23 protein-coding genes are annotated in these 22,333 nt (G+C 67.8%); 19 read left to right on the top strand and 4 right to left on the bottom strand.

Annotation, left to right across the window (positions count from 1 at the left end; genetic code table 11):
- Positions 1 to 84: 84 nt before the first annotated feature.
- From LQZ87_RS07550 to LQZ87_RS07510, 9 genes are all read left to right on the top strand, one after another.
- Positions 85 to 576 (top strand): MFS transporter permease, encoded by a 492-nt coding sequence (locus LQZ87_RS07550; protein ID WP_230102858.1) that lies wholly within the window; start codon positions 85 to 87, stop codon positions 574 to 576.
- A 181-nt stretch (positions 577 to 757) separates the two neighbouring features.
- Positions 758 to 1,105: a 50S ribosomal protein L19 gene (gene rplS / locus LQZ87_RS07545; protein WP_230102857.1), complete on the top strand. Its 348-nt coding sequence runs from the start codon at positions 758 to 760 to the stop codon at positions 1,103 to 1,105.
- Positions 1,106 to 1,224: 119 nt separating this feature from the next.
- Positions 1,225 to 1,953: a signal peptidase I gene (gene lepB, locus LQZ87_RS07540; protein WP_230102856.1), complete on the top strand. Its 729-nt coding sequence runs from the start codon at positions 1,225 to 1,227 to the stop codon at positions 1,951 to 1,953.
- Positions 1,950 to 2,609 carry a ribonuclease HII gene (locus LQZ87_RS07535; protein WP_230102855.1) on the top strand — a complete coding sequence of 220 codons (660 nt, stop codon included), beginning with the start codon at positions 1,950 to 1,952 and terminating at the stop codon, positions 2,607 to 2,609. The genes lepB and LQZ87_RS07535 overlap by 4 nt, the downstream gene beginning before the upstream one ends.
- 38 nt (positions 2,610 to 2,647) lie before the next feature.
- The gene (locus tag LQZ87_RS07530; RefSeq protein WP_194419738.1) at positions 2,648 to 2,974 is read left to right on the top strand and encodes a DUF2469 family protein; all 327 of its coding nucleotides are present in this window, start codon (positions 2,648 to 2,650) and stop codon (positions 2,972 to 2,974) included.
- A 92-nt stretch (positions 2,975 to 3,066) separates the two neighbouring features.
- Positions 3,067 to 3,429: a YraN family protein gene (locus LQZ87_RS07525; protein WP_230102854.1), complete on the top strand. Its 363-nt coding sequence runs from the start codon at positions 3,067 to 3,069 to the stop codon at positions 3,427 to 3,429.
- Positions 3,426 to 4,955 (top strand): YifB family Mg chelatase-like AAA ATPase, encoded by a 1,530-nt coding sequence (locus LQZ87_RS07520; RefSeq protein WP_230102853.1) that lies wholly within the window; start codon positions 3,426 to 3,428, stop codon positions 4,953 to 4,955. The genes LQZ87_RS07525 and LQZ87_RS07520 overlap by 4 nt, the downstream gene beginning before the upstream one ends.
- A complete protein-coding gene (dprA, locus tag LQZ87_RS07515; RefSeq protein ID WP_230102852.1) occupies positions 4,952 to 6,130 on the top strand; it encodes a DNA-processing protein DprA in 1,179 nt (392 codons plus the stop codon). The genes LQZ87_RS07520 and dprA overlap by 4 nt, the downstream gene beginning before the upstream one ends.
- A 123-nt stretch (positions 6,131 to 6,253) precedes the next feature.
- Positions 6,254 to 7,156, top strand: a complete 903-nt coding sequence (locus LQZ87_RS07510) for a tyrosine recombinase (protein WP_230102851.1) — start codon at positions 6,254 to 6,256, stop codon at positions 7,154 to 7,156.
- A gap of 2 nt (positions 7,157 to 7,158) precedes the next feature.
- Here the strand turns inward: LQZ87_RS07510 and LQZ87_RS07505 are convergent, their stop codons facing one another.
- Positions 7,159 to 7,692 (bottom strand): M23 family metallopeptidase, encoded by a 534-nt coding sequence (locus LQZ87_RS07505; protein ID WP_230102850.1) that lies wholly within the window; start codon positions 7,690 to 7,692, stop codon positions 7,159 to 7,161.
- 315 nt (positions 7,693 to 8,007) lie between these two features.
- Between LQZ87_RS07505 and rpsB the strand changes: the two genes are divergently transcribed.
- From rpsB to LQZ87_RS07465, 8 genes are all read left to right on the top strand, one after another.
- Complete coding sequence (gene rpsB, locus LQZ87_RS07500) at positions 8,008 to 8,901, top strand: 30S ribosomal protein S2 (protein WP_230102849.1); 894 nt, start codon at positions 8,008 to 8,010, stop codon at positions 8,899 to 8,901.
- Between the two features lie 42 nt (positions 8,902 to 8,943).
- Positions 8,944 to 9,771: a translation elongation factor Ts gene (gene tsf / locus LQZ87_RS07495; protein WP_230102848.1), complete on the top strand. Its 828-nt coding sequence runs from the start codon at positions 8,944 to 8,946 to the stop codon at positions 9,769 to 9,771.
- A gap of 94 nt (positions 9,772 to 9,865) precedes the next feature.
- Entirely contained in the window at positions 9,866 to 10,582 is a 717-nt protein-coding gene (pyrH, locus tag LQZ87_RS07490) for a UMP kinase (RefSeq protein ID WP_230102847.1), read from the top strand.
- Positions 10,583 to 10,652: 70 nt separating this feature from the next.
- Positions 10,653 to 11,207 (top strand): ribosome recycling factor, encoded by a 555-nt coding sequence (frr, locus tag LQZ87_RS07485; RefSeq protein WP_230102846.1) that lies wholly within the window; start codon positions 10,653 to 10,655, stop codon positions 11,205 to 11,207.
- 6 nt (positions 11,208 to 11,213) lie between these two features.
- Positions 11,214 to 12,320, top strand: coding sequence for a phosphatidate cytidylyltransferase (locus LQZ87_RS07480; RefSeq protein WP_230102845.1), 1,107 nt, complete (start codon positions 11,214 to 11,216; stop codon positions 12,318 to 12,320).
- Positions 12,317 to 12,898 (top strand): DivIVA domain-containing protein, encoded by a 582-nt coding sequence (locus LQZ87_RS07475; RefSeq protein WP_230102844.1) that lies wholly within the window; start codon positions 12,317 to 12,319, stop codon positions 12,896 to 12,898. The genes LQZ87_RS07480 and LQZ87_RS07475 overlap by 4 nt, the downstream gene beginning before the upstream one ends.
- 48 nt (positions 12,899 to 12,946) lie before the next feature.
- A complete protein-coding gene (locus LQZ87_RS07470) occupies positions 12,947 to 13,633 on the top strand; it encodes a transglycosylase SLT domain-containing protein (RefSeq protein ID WP_230102843.1) in 687 nt (228 codons plus the stop codon).
- 9 nt (positions 13,634 to 13,642) lie between these two features.
- Positions 13,643 to 13,930: a hypothetical protein gene (locus tag LQZ87_RS07465; RefSeq protein WP_230102842.1), complete on the top strand. Its 288-nt coding sequence runs from the start codon at positions 13,643 to 13,645 to the stop codon at positions 13,928 to 13,930.
- Between the two features lie 43 nt (positions 13,931 to 13,973).
- On the opposite strand, the gene LQZ87_RS07460 is transcribed toward LQZ87_RS07465, so the two are convergent.
- Entirely contained in the window at positions 13,974 to 15,023 is a 1,050-nt protein-coding gene (locus LQZ87_RS07460) for an AI-2E family transporter (RefSeq protein ID WP_230102841.1), read from the bottom strand.
- Positions 15,024 to 15,203: 180 nt separating this feature from the next.
- Between LQZ87_RS07460 and LQZ87_RS07455 the strand changes: the two genes are divergently transcribed.
- Both LQZ87_RS07455 and LQZ87_RS07450 read left to right on the top strand, forming a co-directional pair.
- Positions 15,204 to 17,090, top strand: coding sequence for a glycosyl transferase (locus LQZ87_RS07455; protein ID WP_230102840.1), 1,887 nt, complete (start codon positions 15,204 to 15,206; stop codon positions 17,088 to 17,090).
- Positions 17,087 to 18,034, top strand: coding sequence for a tetratricopeptide repeat protein (locus LQZ87_RS07450; protein WP_230102839.1), 948 nt, complete (start codon positions 17,087 to 17,089; stop codon positions 18,032 to 18,034). Before LQZ87_RS07455 ends, LQZ87_RS07450 begins: the two co-directional genes overlap by 4 nt.
- Positions 18,035 to 18,044: 10 nt before the next feature.
- Here LQZ87_RS07450 and glgB read toward each other — a convergent pair whose 3' ends face one another.
- Together glgB and LQZ87_RS07440 are read right to left on the bottom strand one after the other, a co-directional pair.
- On the bottom strand, positions 18,045 to 20,234 hold the full coding sequence (gene glgB, locus LQZ87_RS07445; RefSeq protein ID WP_230102838.1) for a 1,4-alpha-glucan branching protein GlgB: 2,190 nt from the start codon (positions 20,232 to 20,234) through the stop codon (positions 18,045 to 18,047).
- Positions 20,231 to 22,300: an alpha-1,4-glucan--maltose-1-phosphate maltosyltransferase gene (locus LQZ87_RS07440; RefSeq protein WP_230102837.1), complete on the bottom strand. Its 2,070-nt coding sequence runs from the start codon at positions 22,298 to 22,300 to the stop codon at positions 20,231 to 20,233. Before LQZ87_RS07440 ends, glgB begins: the two co-directional genes overlap by 4 nt.
- Positions 22,301 to 22,333 lie beyond the last annotated feature (33 nt).

Here is a 22,333-nt window from a genome sequence, read left to right as displayed (position 1 = left end):
GCTTCCATTCTCGCCGATGATCGCGGTGCACCGCTCACAGCGAACACGCGACCTCTGCCGTGGTCCCACGCATACGATCGAGGCATGTGGTTGCGACGAGCCTTCTATCGCTGGATGTTCCCGGCCGTCGTCGTGCTGCCGCTGTGGCTCCTGGTCGGCTGGGGCATCTTCAACGCCGGCGGCTGGGCGTTCCTGTGGGTGCTCTTCATAGCCATCCCCTCGGTGTTCATCGGGCAGCTCGTCCTCACGCTGCTGCAGCGTGCGCGGCCGTCGGCCCGCGAGACGCGCGCGGCGTCGTGGTGGGACGTCCTCGGCTTCGGCGTCTGGCACCTGCTCACGATCGCGGTCGGATGCTACCCGCAGACCTGGTTCCCGCTGCTGCTGACCGGTGCGATCGTCGTCGCTCTGGCGCTCGTCTGGCTGATGCTGCGGCAGTTGTGGGGCGAGGCGACGACAGCGGGCGGCGTCCGCTTCCCGTCCGCTGTGACGCCGGACGCCACCACGAGCGCTCCCCGCGCTGCGCCGGTGGACGGCGATGTATTCATCATCCGGGAGAAGCCGGCCTCCGAGCGCTGAGGCTTCGTCCGCTCACGCGTTTTGGCCGGATGCTGCATCCGTGGCAGAATAGTTCTTTGTGCCGTGACCGACTCTGCCTCAGGGGAGTCCGCGTGCGCTTCATGCGCCGTTCAGCACACATACCTACGTATTCCTTTAATCCCATGCATCCGACCTGTGGCGAGTGCAGAGAGAGACGATCATGCAGATCCTGGACGCCGTCGACGCGGCTTCGCTCCGTTCCGACATTCCCGACTTCCGTCCCGGCGACACCGTCAAGGTGCACGTCAACATCACTGAGGGCAGCCGCTCCCGTATCCAGGTCTTCCAGGGCGTCGTGCTCGGTCGCCAGGGCGACGGCGTGCGCGAGACCTTCACGGTCCGCAAGATCAGCTTCCAGGTGGGCGTCGAGCGTACCTTCCCGGTGCACTCCCCGGTGATCGACCACATCGAGGTCGTCACTCGCGGTGACGTGCGTCGCGCGAAGCTCTACTACCTCCGCAACCTGCGCGGCAAGAAGGCGAAGATCAAGGAGAAGCGCGACAACTGATCGCGTTTTCCTCAAAGCACCCCGGGACACAGCGTCCCGGGGTGCTTTGTTTCATCCGGAGTGTGCGAACCTTGATGGTGCCGTCGGCGTGCGGTGCGAACACCCTGTGAAGGAATGCGATGACGACTGAATCCGCCTCGGACACCCCGCACAAGCCGCGGCGAGGATTCTGGGTCTTCCTTCGCGACGTCCTCGTGATCATCGTGATCGCGGCGCTCGTCTCCTTCCTGGTCAAGAGCTTCGTGGTCCGCTCGTTCTACATCCCGTCGGCGTCGATGGAGAAGACACTGCTGGTGAACGACCGCATCCTCGTGGATGAGCTGACGCCCCGCTGGACGGGCTACGAGCGCGGCGACGTCGTCGTCTTCGCGGATCCGGGAGGCTGGCTTCCGATCAAGCCTCAGGCGCCGCGGGGTCCCGTGGTGCTCGAGTGGGTCGACAGTCTGCTCACCCTCATCGGCCTGTCCTCGTCCGACAGCGAGGACCACCTCGTGAAGAGGCTCATCGGCCTCCCCGGTGACCACGTCGTCTGCTGCAACTCGCTCGGACAGATCACGATCAACGGCGCGCCCATCGACGAGCTGTCGTACCTGAACCTTCCAGAGGGCGACACCGAGGCGTCCAATGAGCCATTCGACGTCACGGTTCCGGATGAGTCGATCTGGGTGCTCGGCGACAACCGCGACCGCTCGCAGGACGCCCGTGCGCATCAGGATCTCCCGAGCGGAGGTTTCGTACCGCTCGACAACGTGGTGGGCAAAGCGTTCCTGACCACGTGGCCACTCGCTCGGATCGGCACGATCGACGGGCATCACAAGATCTTCAACGGCATCCCGGATCCGGAATGACCGTCATCGCCCCCAAACTCACCCTGGAGCGCAAGCTCCTCGCCGAGTACGACCTGATCATCTCGCTCGACGAGGTGGGACGCGGAGCCCTCGCCGGCCCGGTGGCCGTCGGCGCAGCCGTGATGGATGCCGCCGGAGCACGCCGACGCGTTCCGGAAGGTCTGCGCGATTCGAAGCTCGTGACCGAGAAGCGTCGGCCTGACGTGGCCGCCCGCGCAGCCGCGTGGGTGCAGGCATCAGCCGTCGGCTGGGCGAGCGCGACGGAGATCGACGAGGTCGGCATCATGCGGGCGCTGGGGCTCGCGGCATCCCGTGCGATCGACGCGGTCGTGGCGCAGGGCGCGACGCTCGACGGGGCTCTCGTGATCCTCGACGGCAATCACGACTACGTCTCGCGCGTGCACGCCGCCCCACTGCACGTGCGCTCGGTCATCAAGGGCGACCGCGACTGCGCTTCTGTCTCGGCGGCATCCGTGATCGCGAAGGTCGAGCGGGACACGTACATGGGCGCACTCCACGGCGATCACCCGGCGTACCAGTGGGACCGGAACAAGGGATACGCGAGCCTGGAGCACCGCGCGGCGATCCGTGAGACCGGGCTGTCGCCGTTCCACCGCGCGTCCTGGGCGATCGCGGACGCCCCGACTCTCTTCTGAACTCTCGGTCGCGTGTCTCGTCCTAGGATGGACTCATCATGGATGAAGAGGCATTCGACGACTACGACCGCGAACTCGAGCTCGCGCTGTTCCGCGAGTACCGCGATGTCGTCGGGCAGTTCCAGTACGTCGTCGAGACGGAACGCCGGTTCTACCTCGCCAATGAGGTGAACGTCGTCCGCCGCGACACCGAGCACGACTTCTACTTCGAGATCTCGATGGCCGACGTGTGGGTCTGGGACATCTACCGGGCCGATCGATTCGTCAAGGCCGTGCGGGTGCTGACGTTCAAGGATGTCAACGTCGAAGAGCTCCAGCGCCGTGAGTTCGAGCTGCCGGAGGAGCTGTCGCTCGACGGCAAGTGACTTCTGCGCACATTCGGGCTGAGTCCGAATGTTGTGCACAGGCCGTGGGTCTGCGGGGTCTGGGCGTCTTCCGCTGAGCGCAAGCTGTCGTCATGGCAGCGAAGGATGAACTCGGACGAGCCGGCGAAGACCGCGCCGCGAAGCACCTGAGCACGCGCGGGTATCGGATTCTGGACCGCAACTGGCGGTGCACGCAGGGCGAGATCGACATCGTCGCCGAGCGTGACGGCACGATCTGCATCGTCGAGGTGAAGACGAGACGCTCCGTGGCGTTCGGGCACCCGTTCGAAGCGGTGGACGATCGCAAGCGAGAACGCCTGTGGCGGCTCGCGTACGCGTGGTGCAGGGCGCACACGGAGCTGGCATCGAACCGGATGCTGCGCCTCGAGGTGATCGGCATAATCGGCGTCGATCCGGCCCTGGGGCAGCTCGAGCACCTGGTGGACCTGCGATGAAGACCGCGCGCACCTGGGCCGTCGCCCTGACCGGCGTCGACGGTCACCTGGTCGAGATCGAGGCGGACGTGTCGAATCAGACACCCGGCTTCAAGATCGTCGGCCTTCCTGACAAGGCTCTCGGTGAGGCGGCGCAGCGCGTGCACAACGCCGTGACGAACGCGGAGCTCGCGCTGACCCGACGTCGTCTCACCGTGAACCTGTCACCGGCGAGCCTGCCGAAGCACGGCAGTGGTTTCGACCTGGGGATCGCCATCTCGGCGGTCGCCACAGGGGGAGTGCTGGATGCCGCCTCCATCGCCCGCACCGTTCACATCGGCGAACTCGGGCTCGACGGGCGGGTGCGACCCGTGCCCGGCGTGCTCCCCGCCGTGTTCGCCGCGGCCCGAGCCGGATTCGATCGCGTGATCGTGCCGTTCGCCAATGAGGCAGAGGCGCGACTCGTGCCGGGGATGCAGGTGCGCGCAGCCACCACGCTCGCCGAGGTGGCGATGTGGCACGGCGCCGACATCTCCGTCGCCGAAGTCGAGCCGGTCGCAGGCGAGGCGCAGGCGCCTGCCGCTGCAGAACCGCTCGACCTCGCGGATGTCGTCGGTCAGGAGGAGGCGGTGCAGGCTCTGATCGCGGCCGCTGCCGGCGGCCACCACATGCTCATGAGCGGTCCGCCCGGTGCAGGCAAGACGATGCTCGCTCGGCGGTTGCCGGGGATTCTGCCGCCGCTGTCGGAAGAAGAGGCCCTCGAGGTCGCCGCCGTGCGGTCGCTGTCGGGTGCGGCAGTGAACATCCTCGACGATGTCCCACCGCTGGAGGCTCCGCATCACAGCGCCTCGGTGGCCGCATTGGTCGGCGGGGGTTCTCGAGCGGCGCGGCCGGGTGCGATCGTACGCGCACACCGCGGCATCCTGTTCCTGGACGAGGCGGCGGAGTTCACACGAGTCGCGCTGGACGCACTCCGCCAACCCCTCGAATCCGGGTCCATCGAGATCGACAGAGCGGGCTTCCACGTGCGATTCCCCGCACGATTCCAGCTCGTCCTCGCGACCAACCCGTGCCCGTGCGGCAACTACGGCGTCCGTGGGGCCGAATGCATCTGTCCGCCCATCGCCATCCGGAGGTACGCGTCTCGCCTCTCCGGACCGCTGCGCGACCGCATAGACATCGACCTCCAGGTCGCCAGGGTCGCGGCGTCGCGCGCGACGTCGGGGGAACGCGTCGGCATCGCGAGCGAGGCAGCCGCGGCTCAGGTCGCGACCGCTCGAGCGCGTGCTGCGCACCGTTTGGCCGAGACGCCATGGTCGCTCAACGCGGAGGTCGCCGGTGCCTGGCTGCGACAGGGGGACCGGCGGCTGCCGCCGGGCGTGCGAGCCCCGCTCGATCGAGCGCTCGAACGCGGACAGCTCACACTGCGCGGCTACGACCGCGTGCTGCGCCTGGCGTGGACGATGGCCGACCTGGCGGACGTCGACGCGCCCGGCGCCGATGAACTCGGTCGCGCGCTGTTCCTGAAGAGAGGGCTGATCGCATGATCGATGCACTGCTGAACGACCGCGAGATCCGCAGAGCCGCTGAGGCCGCACGTCCGGACGATGATCCATCGGAGACGCTCGCTCGTGTCGGGTGGAGCGTGCTGATCGAACCGGGCGACGGCGTCGCCGGCGCGCTGGTCGCCGAACTCGGCGCGCTCGAGGCGCTGAAGTTCGCCCTGGCGGGGGAGACGTTCGGTCTCGCAGAGAAGGCCATCCAGGAAGGGAGGAGACGGTGGGTGCCGAGAGCGCAGCCGCGCGCCGTCCGCGACGCGCTGCGCGGGGCGGCAGAGGTCGATGCACGGCTCCTGCTTCCCGGTGACCCGGACTGGCCGACGGCGCTCGACGACCTGGGCAGCCACGCGCCGACTCTGCTGTGGGTCAGAGGAGACCCGTCGCACCTGGTGGCACCCCACCGAGTCTCGATCGTCGGCGCGCGAGCCGCGACGGCGTACGGCGAGTCGATCGCGGCCGAACTCGCCGGTGATCTCGCAGCGACAGGAGCCGTCATCGTCTCGGGCGGAGCGTACGGGATCGACGGCGCCGCGCACAGGGCCGCGCTCGGAGCCGGCGGTACCACCGTCGCCTTCCTCGCCGGTGGCGTCGATCGCGCGTACCCGGTCGGTCACCAGCAGCTGTTCGATCGCGTGATGGCCTCGGGCGCCTTGGTGAGCGAACTACCGTGCGGCGCTGCGCCGACAAAGTTCCGCTTCCTCGGGCGCAACAGATTGATAGCGGCCCTCGGCGCGGCCACGGTCGTGGTCGAAGCGGGCTGGCGCAGCGGCTCGCTCAACACCGCTGGGCACGCGTCGACGCTCGCACGTCCGCTCGGCGCGGTGCCGGGGCCCGTGACCTCCGCGGCATCCGCTGGATGCCATCGACTGATGCGCGAGTACGACGCTCAGTGCGTGACGAACGCCGCAGAGGTCCGTGAGCTGATGGGCGCTGAAGTCGCGCAGGAGGTCTTCGAGGCGAGACCTGATTCGGACCACACCCGTCTGTGGGACGTCATGAGCGCGCGCACCCCGCGGACCCCGACGGAACTCGCCGCTCTCGCCGGTGTGTCGGTCGAACGGGCCAGGTCGGTGCTCGGAATCCTGGGGCTGGAAGGAAAGGTGGAACAGCTCCCGACTGGATGGGCGAGAATGTCAGCGAAGTCGCGGAACGGTGGGCGCTGAGCGCGATCGCGCGACTCCCGGTCTCTGGTCGAACCGGCGCTGCGGGCGGGGAGTCGATGAGCAGACTGACCGGTCATGGCGAGGCATCCGGGATGGGCGCGCGAAACGGGACATTCTGGATGCATGGAACTCGGGCTCGCGACTGAGGCGTTCGCCACGCATCTGGAGCAGGTGCGTCGCCTGTCTCCAGCGACCGTGCGGGCATACAGATCCGACCTGCGTGACCTGGCTGCATCCGCCGGCGACGCGGCGCTGAGCGAGGTCGACCTCGAGATGCTGCGCGAGTGGCTGTGGCGCGCGACGCAGCGCGGCGACGCCCGATCGACCCTTGCACGCCGCGCGGCCGCTGCCCGGTCCTTCTTCGCATGGGCGAAGGACGAAGAACTCATCAGTGCGGACCCCGCGCTCCGGCTGATCGCCCCCAAGCGCGGACGCACGCTTCCCGCAGTGGCATCCAAGGAGGGCATGCGCGATCTGCTCGACGCGCGCGCACACCTCGCGGCGCAGGGCGACCCGGAGGATCTGCGCGATCATGCGATCCTCGAGCTGCTGTACGGCTCCGGCATGCGCGTCTCGGAACTCTGCGGCCTCGACATCGACGACCTCGATCAGGAGCGGGCGACCGCCCGAGTGCTCGGCAAGGGATCGAAGGAGCGCGTCGTGCCCTTCGGGCGCCCCGCACACGACGCGATCGCCGCGTACATCACTCGTGGCCGCCCTGCACTGGCTGCCCGCGCGGCTTCGGGCTCCCCTGCGGTCTTCCTCGGGGCCAGGGGAGGGCGCATCGGTCCTCGTGCGATCTACACGCTGGTCGCAGCGGCGCTCGGCCCGATCATCGGAGCAGATGCGGTCGGCCCCCACGCGCTCCGCCATTCGGCCGCGACGCACCTGCTGGACGGCGGCGCCGATCTGCGCGCAGTGCAGGAGATCCTCGGCCACGCGAGTCTCGGGACGACCCAGATCTACACTCACGTCTCGGCGGAGCGGCTCACCGCGACCTACCGACTGGCGCATCCGCGAGCCTGAAGTCAGCGCGAGACGGACTCGCAGCACGGCAGCAGGACGGCCCGGGGGATGCCGCCGAACATCAGCATCGGGTTGATGTAGATGCCGTTGAGGCGCAGTCCGACGTGCAATGTGCCCGCGGCGGCGTGGCCGCCGGCGGCGACCGTCCCGATCTCATCGCCCGCGTGCACCGGCGCACCGGGGCTCAGATCGGACTCGAGCGGCTCGAACGTCGTCACGTATCCGCCGCCGTGATCGATCGTCAGCAGCGGCCGGTCCACCACCACCCCGCGGAACGCGACGACGCCGTCGGCAGGAGCGATCACGGCGGCGCCCGGATCCGCTGCGATGTCGACACCGCGGTGCCCTGCGCCGTACTCGTGCTCCGGCGCGCGGAACGGCTCCATGACCTCCCGTGCACCCGCCACCGGCCATTGCCATGCCGGATCCGGCGACGGAGGAGCCGCCGCAGCCGACCGAATCACGAGAAGTGCAGCCAGCACGCCGATGCAGGCGACAGCGGACGCTCTGCACATGATCCGGTTCGTGGACGGCATCCGACCATGCTCTGCTCTTCAGCGCCGGCGTGATCTCGCGCATCGCGCGAATGGTGGATGACCAGGCCAATCCCGCGTCGGTGCAGACGCAGTGGAGGGGGCCAGATCCTGTACACTTGAGGTCGCACCTCGATTCTCGGGGTGACTACGCGTGCCCAAAGCGATCGACGTCAGCACTGACGGACGTCGCGGCATCCACTCCCACAGGTCCTGCTCGCAAGAGCGGGTGGGGGTGAGCCGGGCACCAGGACTGCCGGTCATCCGATCGGCGAAACAACCTCAAGGGCGCGACAGCGCCAGAAACAGGAGACGACCATGGCTGTGGTCACCATCCGCCAGCTGCTCGACAGCGGCGTGCACTTCGGACACCAGACCCGTCGGTGGAACCCGAAGGTCAAGCGCTTCATCCTCACCGAGCGCAGCGGCATCCACATCATCGACCTCCAGCAGTCGCTGGGCTACATCGACTCGGCCTACGACTTCGTCAAGGAGACCGTCGCCCGCGGCGGCACGATCCTCTTCGTCGGCACCAAGAAGCAGGCGCAGGAGATCCTCGCGGAGCAGGCGACCCGCGTCGGTCAGCCGTACGTGAACCAGCGCTGGCTCGGTGGCCTCCTCACCAACTTCCAGACGATCGCGAAGCGTCTGTCCCGCATGAAGGAGCTCGAGGAGCTCGACTACGAGAACCCGGCTGCCTCGGGCTTCACCAAGAAGGAGCTGCTGCTCAAGAAGCGCGAGCTCGACAAGCTGCACAAGTCGCTGGGTGGTATCCGCAACCTCACCAAGACCCCGTCGGCTCTGTGGGTCGTCGACGCCAAGCGCGAGCACCTCGCCATCGACGAGGCGAAGAAGCTCGGCATCCCGGTGATCGGCATCCTCGACACCAACGCGGACCCGGACGACTTCCAGTATCCGATCCCCGGCAACGACGACGCGATCCGCTCCGTCTCGCTGCTCACCCGCATCATCGCGGATGCCGCCGCAGAGGGTCTGCAGCAGAAGCACAACCCGGAGTCGGGCGACGCTGAGCCGCTGGCCGAGTGGGAGAAGGAGCTTCTCGAGGCTCCCGCCGAGGACGCTCCGGCCGCCGAGGCCGCTGCTGACGAGGCTCCTGCTGCCGAGGCGGCTGCTGACGAGGCTCCCGCTGCTGAGGCAGCTGCCGAAGAGGCACCCGCTGCTGAGGCCGCGGCCGACGCCGACGCCAAGTAATTCCGCGTACACACACCTAAACGAGGCAAGGAGCCACTACACATGGCCAACTTCACCATCGCCGACATCAAGGCGCTGCGTGAGCAGCTCGGCACCGGAATGGTCGACACGAAGAAGGCACTCGAAGAGGCTGAGGGAGACCGCGAGAAGGCGGTTGAGATCCTTCGCCTGAAGGGTGCCAAGGGCAACGCCAAGCGCGCTGACCGCTCCACCAGCGAGGGCCTGGTCGTCTCGCGCGAGCAGGATGGCGCTGTGACGCTCATCGAGCTCGCCTGCGAGACCGACTTCGTCGCGAAGAACGAGCGCTTCATCGCGCTCGCCGACAAGGTCGTCGACGCCGTCGCTGCTGCGAAGGCGAACACGGTCGAGGACGCCCTCGCGGCTTCCGCCGGCAGCCAGACCGTCGGCGAGCTGATCTCCGACGAGGCGGCCATCATCGGCGAGAAGATCGAGCTGCGTCAGGTTCGCACCCTCACGGGTGACGCTGTCGAGGTGTACATGCACCGCACCAGCAAGGACCTGCCCCCGCAGATCGGTGTCGTCGTCGCCTACACGGGTGATGATGCAGCGACCGCTCGCAGCATCGCGCAGCACATCTCGTTCGCCAACCCGTCGTACCTCAGCCGCGAGGACGTTCCGGCTGAGGCCGTCGAGAAGGAGCGCGAGATCGTCACCGAGATCTCCCGCGGCGAGGGCAAGCCCGAGGCTGCTCTGCCGAAGATCGTCGAAGGCCGCGTCTCAGCGTTCATCAAGCAGGTCGCCCTGCTCGAGCAGGACTACGCCAAGGACAACAAGCTCTCTGTCGCCCAGGTGGCGAAGGACGCCGGTATCACCGTGACGGACTTCGCGCGCTTCAAGGTCGGCGCGTAGCAGTTGCGAAGGGGTTCGGATCCGCCAGGGTCCGAACCCCTTCTTCATGCCCAGAAGGCACTATCTTGAATCGGGACGAGAGGACATTTCACCCATGACTGAACGCACCGGACGCCGTCGCGTCCTTCTCAAGCTCTCCGGGGAGGCATTCGGCGGCGGGCAGCTCGGGGTGAATCCCGACGTCGTCGGCCAGATCGCTCGGGACATCGCCGCCGCGGTCGACCAGGTCGAGGTCGCGATCGTCGTCGGCGGAGGAAACTTCTTCCGCGGCGCCGAACTCAGCCAGCGCGGCATGGACCGCGGCCGTGCGGACTACATGGGCATGCTGGGCACCGTCATGAACGCCCTCGCTCTGCAGGACTTCCTGGAGCAGGCCGGCGCGCCCACTCGAGTGCAGTCCGCCATCTCGATGACCCAGGTCGCCGAGCCTTACATCCCGCTGCGCGCCGAGCGCCACATGGAGAAGGGCCGCGTCGTGATCTTCGGCGCCGGTGCCGGGCTTCCGTACTTCTCCACGGACACCGTCGCAGCTCAGCGCGCCCTGGAGATCGGCGCGCACGAGGTGCTCGTCGCCAAGAACGGCGTCGACGCCATCTACACCGCTGATCCCAACAAGGACGCCACCGCGACCCGGATCGACACGGTGACCTACCGTGACGCCCTGCAGCGCGGCCTCAAGGTCGTCGACTCCACCGCATTCAGCCTCTGCATGGACAACGGCATGGACATGCGGGTGTTCGGCATGGAGCCGGCCGGCAACGTCACCCGTGCTCTGCTCGGCGAGCCGATCGGCACGCTCGTCACGGCGTGACGCACCTTGCCAGGGTGTGGAGTCAACGCCCGGATAGAATTGCACGAACCCCCTGATGATAGGAGCCACCGTGATCGCGGACGTCCTCGCTGAAACCACCTCCCGCATGACTCGCGCCGTCGAGGCCGCGAAGGAGGATTTCGCCACCGTGCGCACCGGCCGCGCGAACCCGCAGATGTTCCAGAAGGTGATGGTCGACTACTACGGTTCGCCGACGCCACTGGCGCAGCTCGCATCGCTGGCCAACCCCGAGGCGCGATCGCTCATCATCACGCCGTACGACAAGTCCGCGCTCAAGGCCATCGAGCAGGCCATCCGCGACATGCCGAACCTCGGCGCGAACCCGACCAATGACGGCAATATCGTGCGGGTCACGATGCCGGAGCTCACCGAGGAGCGCCGCAAGGAGTACGTCAAGCTCGTGCGCAGCAAGGGCGAGGACGCGAAGGTTCGCGTCCGCGGCGTCCGGCGCAAGGCCAAAGACGAGCTCGACGCGCTCAAGGACGAGGTCGGTGAGGATGAGATCGCACGTGGTGAGAAGGAGCTCGATGGGCTCACTCGCCAGCACGTCGACCTGATCGATGACGCCCTCAAGCGCAAAGAGACTGAGCTCCTCGAGGTCTGAACAGGCATGAGCGATCCGATCGGAGACGCCGAGGGGCAGCCGCTCACCCGGCGAGAGGCCCGCGAAGCGGCGACGCCGAGCGCTGAGCCGACCTCGCCGTTGATCGACGAGACGGCGATCCCCCCTCGGCCGCCTCTGCCGAAGCCTGCGGACTTCGCCGCAGAGCCGGCGGCGGCGATGCGGGAGCAGCTCCGCCAGGCACGCGGTGACTTCGAGACGCACGTGCACCAGGCCAGGGAGCACCTTGACCAGGCCAACGAGCGCATCAAGGCTCGGACGGGGCGCGATCTCATCCTCGCCATCCTCGTCGGCCTCGCATTCGGCGCCGTGCTGCTGGGCTCGCTGCTGTTCATCAAAGAGCTCTTCGTCCTCATCGCGCTCGCTGTCGCGGTGCTCGGGATCTTCGAGTTCGCGCGCGCGCTGCGGACAGCAGGGCGGCGCATCGACATCGTCCCGCAGGTCGCTGCGGGCGTACTGATCGTCCTCGCCGGATTCTTCGCACCGGTCTGGCTGAGCTGGGTCACGCTGCTGTTCGCCGTCTCGTTCGTCGTCGTCTGGCGTCTCGTCACCCAGATGATGACCAAGGACGGTCGGACGTACGGCGATGTGCTGACGGACGCCGTGGTCGGTGGCTTCGTTCAGATCTACGTTCCGTTCCTCACGAGCCTGGCCCTGATGCTGCTGCGTCAGGAAGGCGGCCAGTGGTGGGTCCTCGCGTTCATCGCGGTCGCGGTCGCCTCGGACACCGGTGCGTATGCGGCCGGCGTCGCGATCGGCCGCCATCCGATGGCCCCGCGGATCAGCCCGAAGAAGACCTGGGAGGGCTTCGGCGGCGCCGTTCTCGCCGCGGCCGCGGTCGGAGTGCTGCTCGCCCTGTTCCTGCTCGACCTGCCCTGGTGGGCCGGTCTGATCTTCGGAATCGCGATCCTCATCTCCGCGACGGTGGGCGACCTGGGCGAGTCCATGATCAAGCGCGACATCGGCATCAAGGACATGAGTTCCTGGTTGCCCGGCCACGGCGGCCTGCTCGATCGGCTGGACAGCATCCTGCCGTCGACGGTTCCCGCCTTGACCCTCTACTTCCTTCTCTCCCCCTGGGCGGTGCTCGCATGACGACGTTGGATGCTGTGGACGACGGCGCGCGTGCTCAGCAGCCGTCGTTCCGAGTGGTGAAGGGTCGCGAGCGCGGATATCACCGGGCCGCTGTCGACACCTTCCTCTCGGCTGCTCGTGAGAGCTTCGAGAGCGAATCCGGTGAGCTCACGGCGGAGGAGATCCGCGTCGCATCCTTCCCCCTCGTCAAGGGCGGCTACGTCATCGGCGACGTCGATGCCGCTCTCGGACGCATCGAGGATGCGTTCGCGGCCCGCCGCCGCGACAAGGCGATCCGCGACGGACGCGCGGAGGAGTGGGTTCAGGACGCGCGCGACCAGGCGCAGACGATCCTGGATCACCTGGCCAGGACTCGTCGCCAGAAGTTCGCGCGCACCGGCTTCCTGGCGTTCGGCTACCGCGTCGATGAGGTCGACCACGTCGCAGCGCGAATCGTCCGGTTCCTCAGAGACGGTGACGAGCTCACCGTCGAGCAGCTCCGATCGGCGGCCTTCAGGATGCAGCGCCACGGGTACCGCGAAGAGCAGGTGGATGCTCTGCTGGACGCCACCGTCGACGTCATGTTGGCCGTCCGCTGAGCACTCTCATGGTGAACTCAGGTGACGCTGGCTAGAATGAACCCTATTGTGACTCCCGGTACTGAGATCGATCCCGTCAGCGGTGCCTCCGCGCAGGTCGCGTCGGCAGCCCCGAAGCTCCCGACTTCCGCCAAGCGACCCTGGACCCGCAGGCGCGGTGTCACCGGCGCCTTCGCCGCGTTCGGCGTCGTCGCGCTGGCCGCTGCCGTGGTCGCGCCGACCGGCATGGCTCTTGCTGAGCAGCCGGCACTAGACACCGAGACGCCGTTCTCGCTCGCGGTGCAGGACACGCAGAACCTCACCGTCAGCGTCTCCGGCGCGACGATCGCACCGGTGGACCGCGGCAGCTTCGACGTCTACGTCACCCCCAAGCCCACGCCGAAGCCTCAGCCGAAGGTCGCCTCGGCGCAGCAGTCCCAGGGCTCGTCGGCACCGGGCCCCGTCTTCTACACCGGCGGAGGCGCGCCTGCCGAATGGATGGCCGCGGCCGGCATCGCCTCCAGTGACTGGGGCTACGTCGACTACATCGTCTCCAAGGAGAGCGGCTGGAACCCCAACGCCACCAACGCCTCGTCCGGTGCGTGCGGGTTGGTGCAGGCTCTGCCGTGCAGCAAGGTGCCGGGCAACGGGTACGACCCCGTGGACAATCTGCGCTGGGGCAACGGATACGCGACGGGCCGCTACGGCAGCTGGGCGAACGCCTACGCCTTCTGGACCGCGAACCACTGGTGGTAATGCGCAGACATGCCTCGCTCGAATCGCAGGCGTCAGGAGCGTCCGAACGCTGACGACTCGTTCCAGCGCCTGCTGGCCGGGTGGAAGCGCACCGAGACGCGCCAGGGCCGTGAATGGACCGTGCAGCCGGTATCGGCCCAGCAGGCGGTCAAGGAGTACGTGTGCCCCGGCTGCCATCGCGTGATCCCGCCTGGGATTGCTCACCAGGTGGTCTGGCGGGCTGATGGTGTGCTTGGCGACGCCGCGGACCTCGCGGCCAGGCGGCACTGGCACGTGCACTGCTGGAAGGTGACATGAGCAGCCGGGTCAAGTCCGCTGCGCGGCCGTGACCCGGCGCGCATCAACGCTCGTTCATCCGGGGGATGAGCACCTGGCGGTAGATGATCAGGATGCTCGCGGCGACAGGGATCGCGATGAGCGCTCCGAGCAGGCCCAGCAGCGAACCGCCAGCGAGTGCTGCCACGACGACGACGGCACCGGGTACGGCGACCGCACGGCTCATGATGCGCGGTGAGATCACGTACGCCTCGATCTGCATGTAGATCAGATAGTAGATGGCGGCGGCCAGCGCGATCCCGGGCGACCCGAGGCCGGGGATGAGGCAGACGAGCACGATGATGGTCGAGCCGGTGAGCGTGCCGACCAGGGGGATCAGCGAGAAGAAGAAGGCGATCACCGCGAGCACCGCGGGGAACGGCGCCTGAATGATGCTCAGATAGATCGCGCTCAGGATGCCGTTGATCACGCCGAGCGTGACCTGGCCCATGACGTAGTAGCCGACCGAGTCGGTGATCTGCTCCGACAGGTCGACGAAACGCGGGCGCTTCGAGGCGGGCACCAGCTGGTACACGGCGCGCTTGAGCGACGGTGTCGAGGCGGTCAGGTAGATCGTGAGGATCAACACGATGAAAGCGCCGAACAGGCCCCCGAGCACCGAGACACCAGCGTTGATCACGCTGCCTGTGATGTCGCCCACGTTCGCGATCAGCCACTCCTGCGTCTCGGTCAGAACGCGTTCGATGTCGAGGTTGGGGAAGAGCCCGGTGATCCACTCCTCGGCATCGGACAGGAAGGTCGGCCCGCTCACGAGCCGGGTCACCTGCTCGATCAGCTGAGTCACCTGCGACACGATGACCGGCAGCACGATGAGGACGATCCCGGCGAAGACGCCCAGGACGAGGATCAGTGTGATGAGCACCGCCAGCCAGCGGGGAAGCTTGCGTCGCTCGAGGAACGAGATGACGGGATCCAGACCCAGGCTGATGAACAGCGCGGTGCCGACGTACAGCAGCACGGTGGACAGCGATTGGATGCTGCCGAGCAGCAGGATGCCGAGGCCGACGCCCAGCGTCGCCACAAGCGCGGTGCGGAACGGGTTGTGGAGTTTCATTCGCTCTCCTCGGGAAGACTGGTATCAGGCTAGTCGTCGAGGCCGGTGCGGATACGGCGACGTGCCGACGGCTCAGGCGGCTCTTACCCCCTCGTAGTCAACACTCAGCCTGTTTCGATAGTCTGAAACGTCGAGCGATGACTCGGACGCGGCGTCCGGGTTGCGTAAGGAGACTTTTTCGTGCGTTTCGTCTGGGCCGTCGTGGCCTTCGTCCTGGCCACGCTCCTCATCGGAGCAGGCATCGCTCAGCGAACCATTTTCATGGGCCCCTCCGCCCAGCAGGCCGAGCTGAGCGTCGAGGATTCCACGCCGTTCGTGCTCGTCGACGGTGCCGTGCTGCGCGAGAACCCGGGGCAGCAGACGCTGCTCGTCCGCGGTGACGGCGACATCTTCGCCGCCTATGGACGCACAGCCGATCTCGAGGCGTGGCTCGCGGACGCGACCTACACCTCGATCGGTCTTGATGCCGACGGCGATCCGAAGAGCACGGTCGTCGAGGCTTCGATCGTGCCGGAGGAGGGCGAGGATGCGCCGGAGGAGGGTGAGGACGCGCCGGAGGGCCGCAACCCCGCAGGATCCGACCTCTGGCTGGACTCCTTCAGCGAGCAGGATCAGCTGATCACCGACATGCAGCTCCCCGAGGGCATGAGCGTTCTCATCGCGAAGGACGGAACGGCGCCCGCGCCCGCCGACATCGTCGTGGCCTGGCCGCTCGATCGCTCGACGCCGCTGGTGGGGCCGCTGATCACCGCCGGAGGCATCGTCCTGCTCGTCGGCCTCGTCCTCTACGTGCTCGCCATCCGCCACCAGCGTCGGGGACGCGGCCCTCGCCGCAAGGGGCCGGGCCCGCTGCCAGCCACAGAGCCGATCGATCTCTCCGTTGCGCCGGCACCGGTGCGCGAAGCGCTGGAGGAGCCGGCTCGCTCCGGCGGCGCCGGAGCAGGAGCGGAGGGCGATACGGAGGACAAGCCCGCCAAGTCCGAGCGCCGGGCTCTCAGAAACCGTCGCCGTCTGCTGGCGCTGCCGGCACTGGGACTCGCCGGCGTGATGTTCGTCGGATGCTCGAGCGATTCCTGGCCGCAGTTCGACGCCGCGACGCCGACGCCCACCCCGACGCAGACCGTCATCACTCCCGAGAACCAGAAGCCCCCGGCGGTCACGGAGTCACAGGCATCCCGCATTCTGCAGAACATCTCGTCGACGCTCGAGCAGGCGGACGCCGACCTCGACATCGACCTCGCCGGCACGCGGCTGGAGGGCCTTGCCCTCGAAGCACGCCAGACCGACTACACGCTCCGCAAGGGCATCACCGACCGTCCTCTTCCGACCGTCATTCCGACTGAGGCGATCGAGGTGCTTCTGCCCCAAGCGACCGACGCCTGGCCGCGCACCGTGCTCGTGCTCAGCAAGAGCAAGAGCGACGACACGCTTCCGCCGTCGATCCTCACCATGACGCAGGCCGACCCGTGGTCGAACTACAAGGTGACGAACATCGCAGAGATGCAGGCGTCGACCGAGGTTCCGCAGCTCGCGCCGGCATGGCTCGGAACGAGCCTGATCACCGAGAACGCCGCGGCATTCCTGACACTCGCGCCCGACGAGCTCGCCGCGGCCTTCGCCGATGTGGTGGATGCCGGCGAGGAGAGCGAGTACTACGGATCCTTCGACGAGGTCGCCATCTCCCTGGCGGACGCGATCAAGGCGAGCCGCGCCGCCGTGACGAAGGGGCTCGCCGACAACGGTGCGGCGAAGACGTCCAAGACGGCTTTCGACATCGCGCCGAGCGAGCAGCCACCCGTCGCGCTGGCCACGCTCGACAGCGGTGCGATCGTCGCCGTCTCGCTGATCGACAGCGAGAAGATCACGCCGACCTCGAGCGACGCGGTCATCAAGTTCGACGACAATCCGGAGGCTCGGGTGCTCACCGGCGCCAAGGAGGCCTCCAAGGGCGTCAATACGACGTACAGCCTGCAGCTGTTCTTCTCCGTACCCAGCCAGGGCTCGACCGAGCAGGTTCGCCTGCTCGCCGTGCACCAGGACACCCTCGACGTGGAAGTGATCAAGTGAGCGACATCTCTGCTTCTGCTCTGCGCGGCGCCGTTGACCTCTCGTCTCTGCGCAACCGCCCCGCGGCTCCTGCGAACCCCGCATCGGCACCGGCCGATGACCGGGACCCGGCACAGGGCGGGGTCGTCGTCGACGTGACGGATGCGACCTTCGGTCAGATCCTCGAGCTGTCGCGGACGGTTCCTGTCGTCGTCGACCTGTGGGCCGAGTGGTGCGGGCCGTGCAAGCAGCTCAGTCCGATCCTCGAGAAGGTCGTCACCGAGCTGGGCGGGCGCATCGTGCTGGCCAAGGTCGACGTCGATGCGAACCCGCAGCTGGCCCAGAGCTTCCGAGCGCAGTCGATTCCGATGGTCGTGGCGCTCATCGCCGGGCAGCCGGTGCCGATGTTCACCGGTGCCGTGCCAGAGGAGCAGGTGCGTCAGGTGTTCGACCAGCTTCTGCAGGTGGCCGCTCAGAACGGTGTCACCGGCAGCGTCGGCGGCGATCAGCAACCGGCCGCTGACGCTGACGAGGAGCCGCAGGAGCCGCCGCTTCCGCCGTTGCACGCCGAGGCGTTCGCCGCGATCGAGCAGGGCGATTTCGCAGCGGCGATCTCCGCCTACGAGAAGGCGCTCGCAGAGAACCCGCGCGACGAGGACGCCCGTGCCGGGCTCGGACAGGTGCGCCTGCTCGACCGCGTGCAGGGTCTCGACCTGCAGGAGGCCCGCGCCGCAGCGGCAGCGGATCCGCGGGACATCCAGGCGCAGTTCGCCGTCGCCGACCTCGACATCTCCGGCGGACACGTCGACGACGCGTTCGGACGCCTGCTCGATCTGTTCGCCGTGCTGCCATCCGAGGAGCGGGTGCCAGTGCGTGAGCGTCTCGTCGAACTGTTCGGTCTGATCGGCGCGGATGACCCGCGGGTCTCCGCGGCCCGCAACAGGCTGTCGTCGCTGCTGTTCTGAGGAGCCTTCGCTACGACGAGGCGCGCTCCGGCCGATAGCGCAGCCACAGCGTCGACAGGGGTGGCAGAGTGACCCTGGCCCGTGGCGTGCCGTGATCACCGGACGTGTGCGCCGCGACCCGCCCGAAGTTGCCGATGCCGCCTCCTCCGTACTCGGCGGCATCCGTGTTCAAGATCTCCTCCCAGACTCCGGCGACGGGCAGGTCCAGATCGAGGTTCGGGCGCTCCACCCCGGCGAAGTTGCTGATCACGACCACGCGGCCGCCGTGGAGGTCCCGACGCTCGAAGGCGATCACGTTCGGATCCCAGACCGGTGCGCCCAGTCGGCGGAAACGTGTGCTGTCGTTGTCCCGCTCCCACAGCGGTGCGGTGCCGCGGTAGACGCCGTTCATCGCGCCGACGAAGCGCTGCAGCTGCGCATGCGACGGCTGCTCCAGCAGCCACCAGTCCAGCGGGCGGCTCTCGGACCATTCGGCCAGCTGACCGAACTCCTGCCCCATGAACAAGAGGTTCTTGCCCGGGTGCCCCCACATGTACGCGAGATATGCGCGAGCGTTCGCGAGCTTGTGGGTGTGGTCGCCCGGCATCTTCGAGAGCAGACTTCCCTTGCCGTGCACCACCTCGTCGTGGCTGATCGGCAGCAGATAGTTCTCCCCGAACGCGTACACGAAGGAGAAGGTCATCTCGCCCTCGTGGTGCGCGCGGTACATCGGGTCCCTGGCGATGTACTGCAGGGAATCGTTCATCCAGCCCATGTTCCACTTGAACCCGAAGCCGAGCCCCGCCTGGTCGGTGCGCGCGGTGACGCCGGGGAAGCTCGTCGACTCCTCGGCGATCATGATGATGCCGTGGTGGTTCCGGTAGGCGGTGGCGTTGACCTCCTGCAGGAAACGGATCGCCTCGAGGTTCTCCCGCCCACCGTGCACATTCGGCTCCCACTCGCCCTCCCGGCGGGAGTAATCGAGGTAGAGCATCGAGGCGACGGCATCCACGCGCAGGCCGTCGATGTGGAATTCCTCGAACCAGTACAGCGCGTTGGCGACGAGGAAACCGCGCACCTCGGGGCGCCCGTAGTCGAAGATCAGGGTGCCCCAGTCCTGATGCTCACCCCGTCGAGGGTCCGGATGCTCGTACAACGGCCGGCCGTCGAAGCGGGCCAGAGCGAACTCGTCCTTCGGGAAGTGGCCGGGCACCCAGTCCAGGATTACGCCGATGCCCGCCTGGTGCAGGCGATCGATCAGGTAGCGCAGGTCGTCAGGACCGCCGAATCGGGCGGTCGGCGCATAGTAGCCGGTGACCTGGTAGCCCCACGAGCCGCCGAACGGATGCTCGGCGAGCGGCATGAACTCGACGTGCGTGAAGCCGGTCTCCGTGACGTGCGCGATGAGCGGATCGGCGATCTCCCGGTATCCCAGGCCGCCGCGCCATGAGCCCAGGTGCACCTCGTAGATGCTCATGGGCTGCGCGACGGCGTGGGTCGCCGCGCGGCGCGTCATCCACGCCCCGTCCTTCCAGCTGTACGCCGAGAAGGGGACGATGGATGCCGTCTCCGGCGGCACCTGCGTGCGCTGCGCCATCGGGTCGGCCTTGAGCACCCACGATCCATCGGGGGTGAGGATCTCGTACTTGTAGACCGTCCCCGGCGACACGCCTGGGATGAACAGCTCCCACACCCCGCTGGAGCCCATCGAGCGCATGCTGTGGCCTGCGCCGTCCCAGCCGTTGTGCTCGCCGACGACCCGAACAGCCTTCGCGTTGGGAGCCCAGACGGCGAACGCGATCCCGATGTCGCCGTCCATCAGGTGCGCGTTGGCGCCGAGGACTTCCCAGAGCCGCTCGTGCCGGCCCTCGGCGATGAGATGAAGATCGAGCTCGCCGATGGACGGGACGTGCCGGTACGGGTCGCCCGAGGTCTGCTCCTGCCCGCCGTCGTAGACGGCCGCCAGGCGGTAGGGGACCGGTGCGCCCAGATGCGTGCCCTGCCATATGCCGTCAGAGGCATGATCGAGTTGAACGCGCGTGCCGTTCTTCAGGATCGCGACGACGGTGTCCGCGAAGGGCCGCCGAGCCCTGATGGTCGTCGAGGTGCGACCTGCCGCGTCGGTCTCCGCATGAGCCCCGAGGATGTCATGCGGCGCGTGATGGGAACCTGCGGCGACAGCGCCCCATTCGGCGCTGGTGATCCGGTCCGTGCTGCTCATGAGCGCGCCTTCACGTGGAGGATGTGCACCGGCTCGGCGAACGCATCGAGCCGGACGTAGTCGTGATCGGACCACGTCCAGGTCTCTCCGGTGATGAGATCCTCGACCTCGAAGGTCTCGCCGGGGTCGACGCCCCAGACGCGCGTGTTGAGATGCACGGTCGTCTCGCGCACCGAGTGCGGGTCGACGTTCGCGACGACGAGGACGGTGTCCGCGTCGCCCGTGGCCGTGAACGTGCCGTCGAGATGCTTCGAATACACGAGGATGCTGTCATCGTCGCTCCAGTGCACCGCGAGGTTCCGCAGCTGCCGCAGCGCAGGATGCGCTCGGCGGATCTCGTTCAGACGGCGCAGGTACGGGGCGAGGGAGTCGCCTGACGCCTCCGCGCCGACGAAGTCGCGCAGCTTGTACTCGTACTTCTCGTTGTCGATGTTCTCCTCCGAGCCCGGTCGTGCGACGTTCTCGAAGAGCTCGTACCCGGCGTACACACCGTACGTCGGTGCCGCCGTCGCGGCGATCGCCGCTCGCACCTTGTATGCGGCGCGGCCGCCGAACTGCAGATACTCGGTGAGGATGTCGGGCGTGTTCACGAAGAGGTTGGGACGCAGATAGTCGGCGGTCTCGGTCGCAAGCCCGGTGAGGAACTCCTCCAACTCGCGCTTGGTGTTGCGCCAGGTGAAATACGTGTAGCTCTGCTGGAACCCAGCGGCCGCAAGACTGCGCAGCGGAGCCGGGCGGGTGAAGGCCTCTGCGAGGAACACCACGTCGGGGTCCGTCGACATGACCTGCGCGATCAGCCACTCCCAGAACTGCAACGGCTTGGTGTGGGGGTTGTCCACGCGGAAGATCTTGACGCCCTGTGCGATCCAGTGCCTGACCACCCGCAGCACCTCCTCGCGCAGGCCCTCGGGGTCGCGGTCGAAGTTCAGCGGATAGATGTCCTGGTACTTCTTGGGCGGGTTCTCCGCATACGCGATCGTGCCGTCGGGGAGGGCGGTGAACCAATCGGGGTGCGACGAGACCCACGGGTGGTCGGGGGAGGCCTGCAGTGCGAGGTCCAGAGCGACTTCGATTCCCGCCTTGCGCGCCTCGCGGACGAAGAAGCGGAAATCCGCGAGCGTGCCGAGATCGGGGTGCACGGCGTCGTGACCGCCCTCGACCGCACCGATCGCCCACGGCGAACCTGGGTCGACCGGACTCGCTTTCAGGGTGTTGTTCGGACCCTTGCGGTGCGTGCGGCCGATCGGATGGATGGGAGGCAGGTAGAGCACGTCGAAACCCATGCCGGCGACGCGGGTGAGCTGCTTGGCTGCGCTGCGGAACGTGCCGCTCTTGATCGTGCCGTCCTTGGCGCGCTTGGCACCTTCGGAACGGGGGAAGAACTCGTACCAGGCCCCGACCCCAGCCGCCGCCCGCTCCACGACAAGCGTCAGTTCGGGTGTGTGCGCCGATAGAGACGCTGCGGGGCGAGCGCGGAACACGGCAGCGAGATCGGCATCCATCGCGACGCCCAGGGCGGTGACGGCATCCGCATCTTCCAGGACGGCGGCGGATCGCGCCAGAGATGAACGCTCGGTCGCCGGGCGGTTCTTGTCGGCCGCGGCCGCCGCCAGCAGGTCGCGACCGAGTGCCGCCATCACGGGAACGTCCACTCCGGCCGCGATCTTGACGGACGCGGCGTGCGCCCAGGTGGCGTAGTCGTCGGCGAACGCCTCGAAGCGGTAGCGCCAGAGGCCCTGCGCATCGAGGGCGACGTCCGCCGACCAGCGGTCGCTGCCATCGCCGAGAGCGACGAGGCGGTGCAGCGATTCCGCACCGTCCGGCGCTGTCAGGCGGACGTGGACGCCGATGCGATCGTGCCCCTCGCGGAAGGCCACGACGCTGAACGGAACGACCTCGCCGGCGAAGGCCTTGGCTGCGAAGCCGCCTGGTGCCGACGGCCGTGGATCCGTCAGCGGGATGCGTCCGGTTCGGGTCTCGGGGGGCGGCGTGGTCGCGCGCGCCCGCAGGGGGATCTCGGCGGAGCTTCGAAGCGCCGCGGGACGATTGCCGGAACGTGCTGCCACACCCTGAATGTACCCTGCCGGGCAGTTGCGGTG

This window comes from Microbacterium sp. Bi121, assembly GCF_918698005.1.
In the GTDB taxonomy this organism is placed as follows: domain Bacteria; phylum Actinomycetota; class Actinomycetes; order Actinomycetales; family Microbacteriaceae; genus Microbacterium.
The sequence above is the reverse complement of the archived record's forward strand: the minus strand, read 5'-3'. Positions and strand labels throughout refer to the sequence as shown.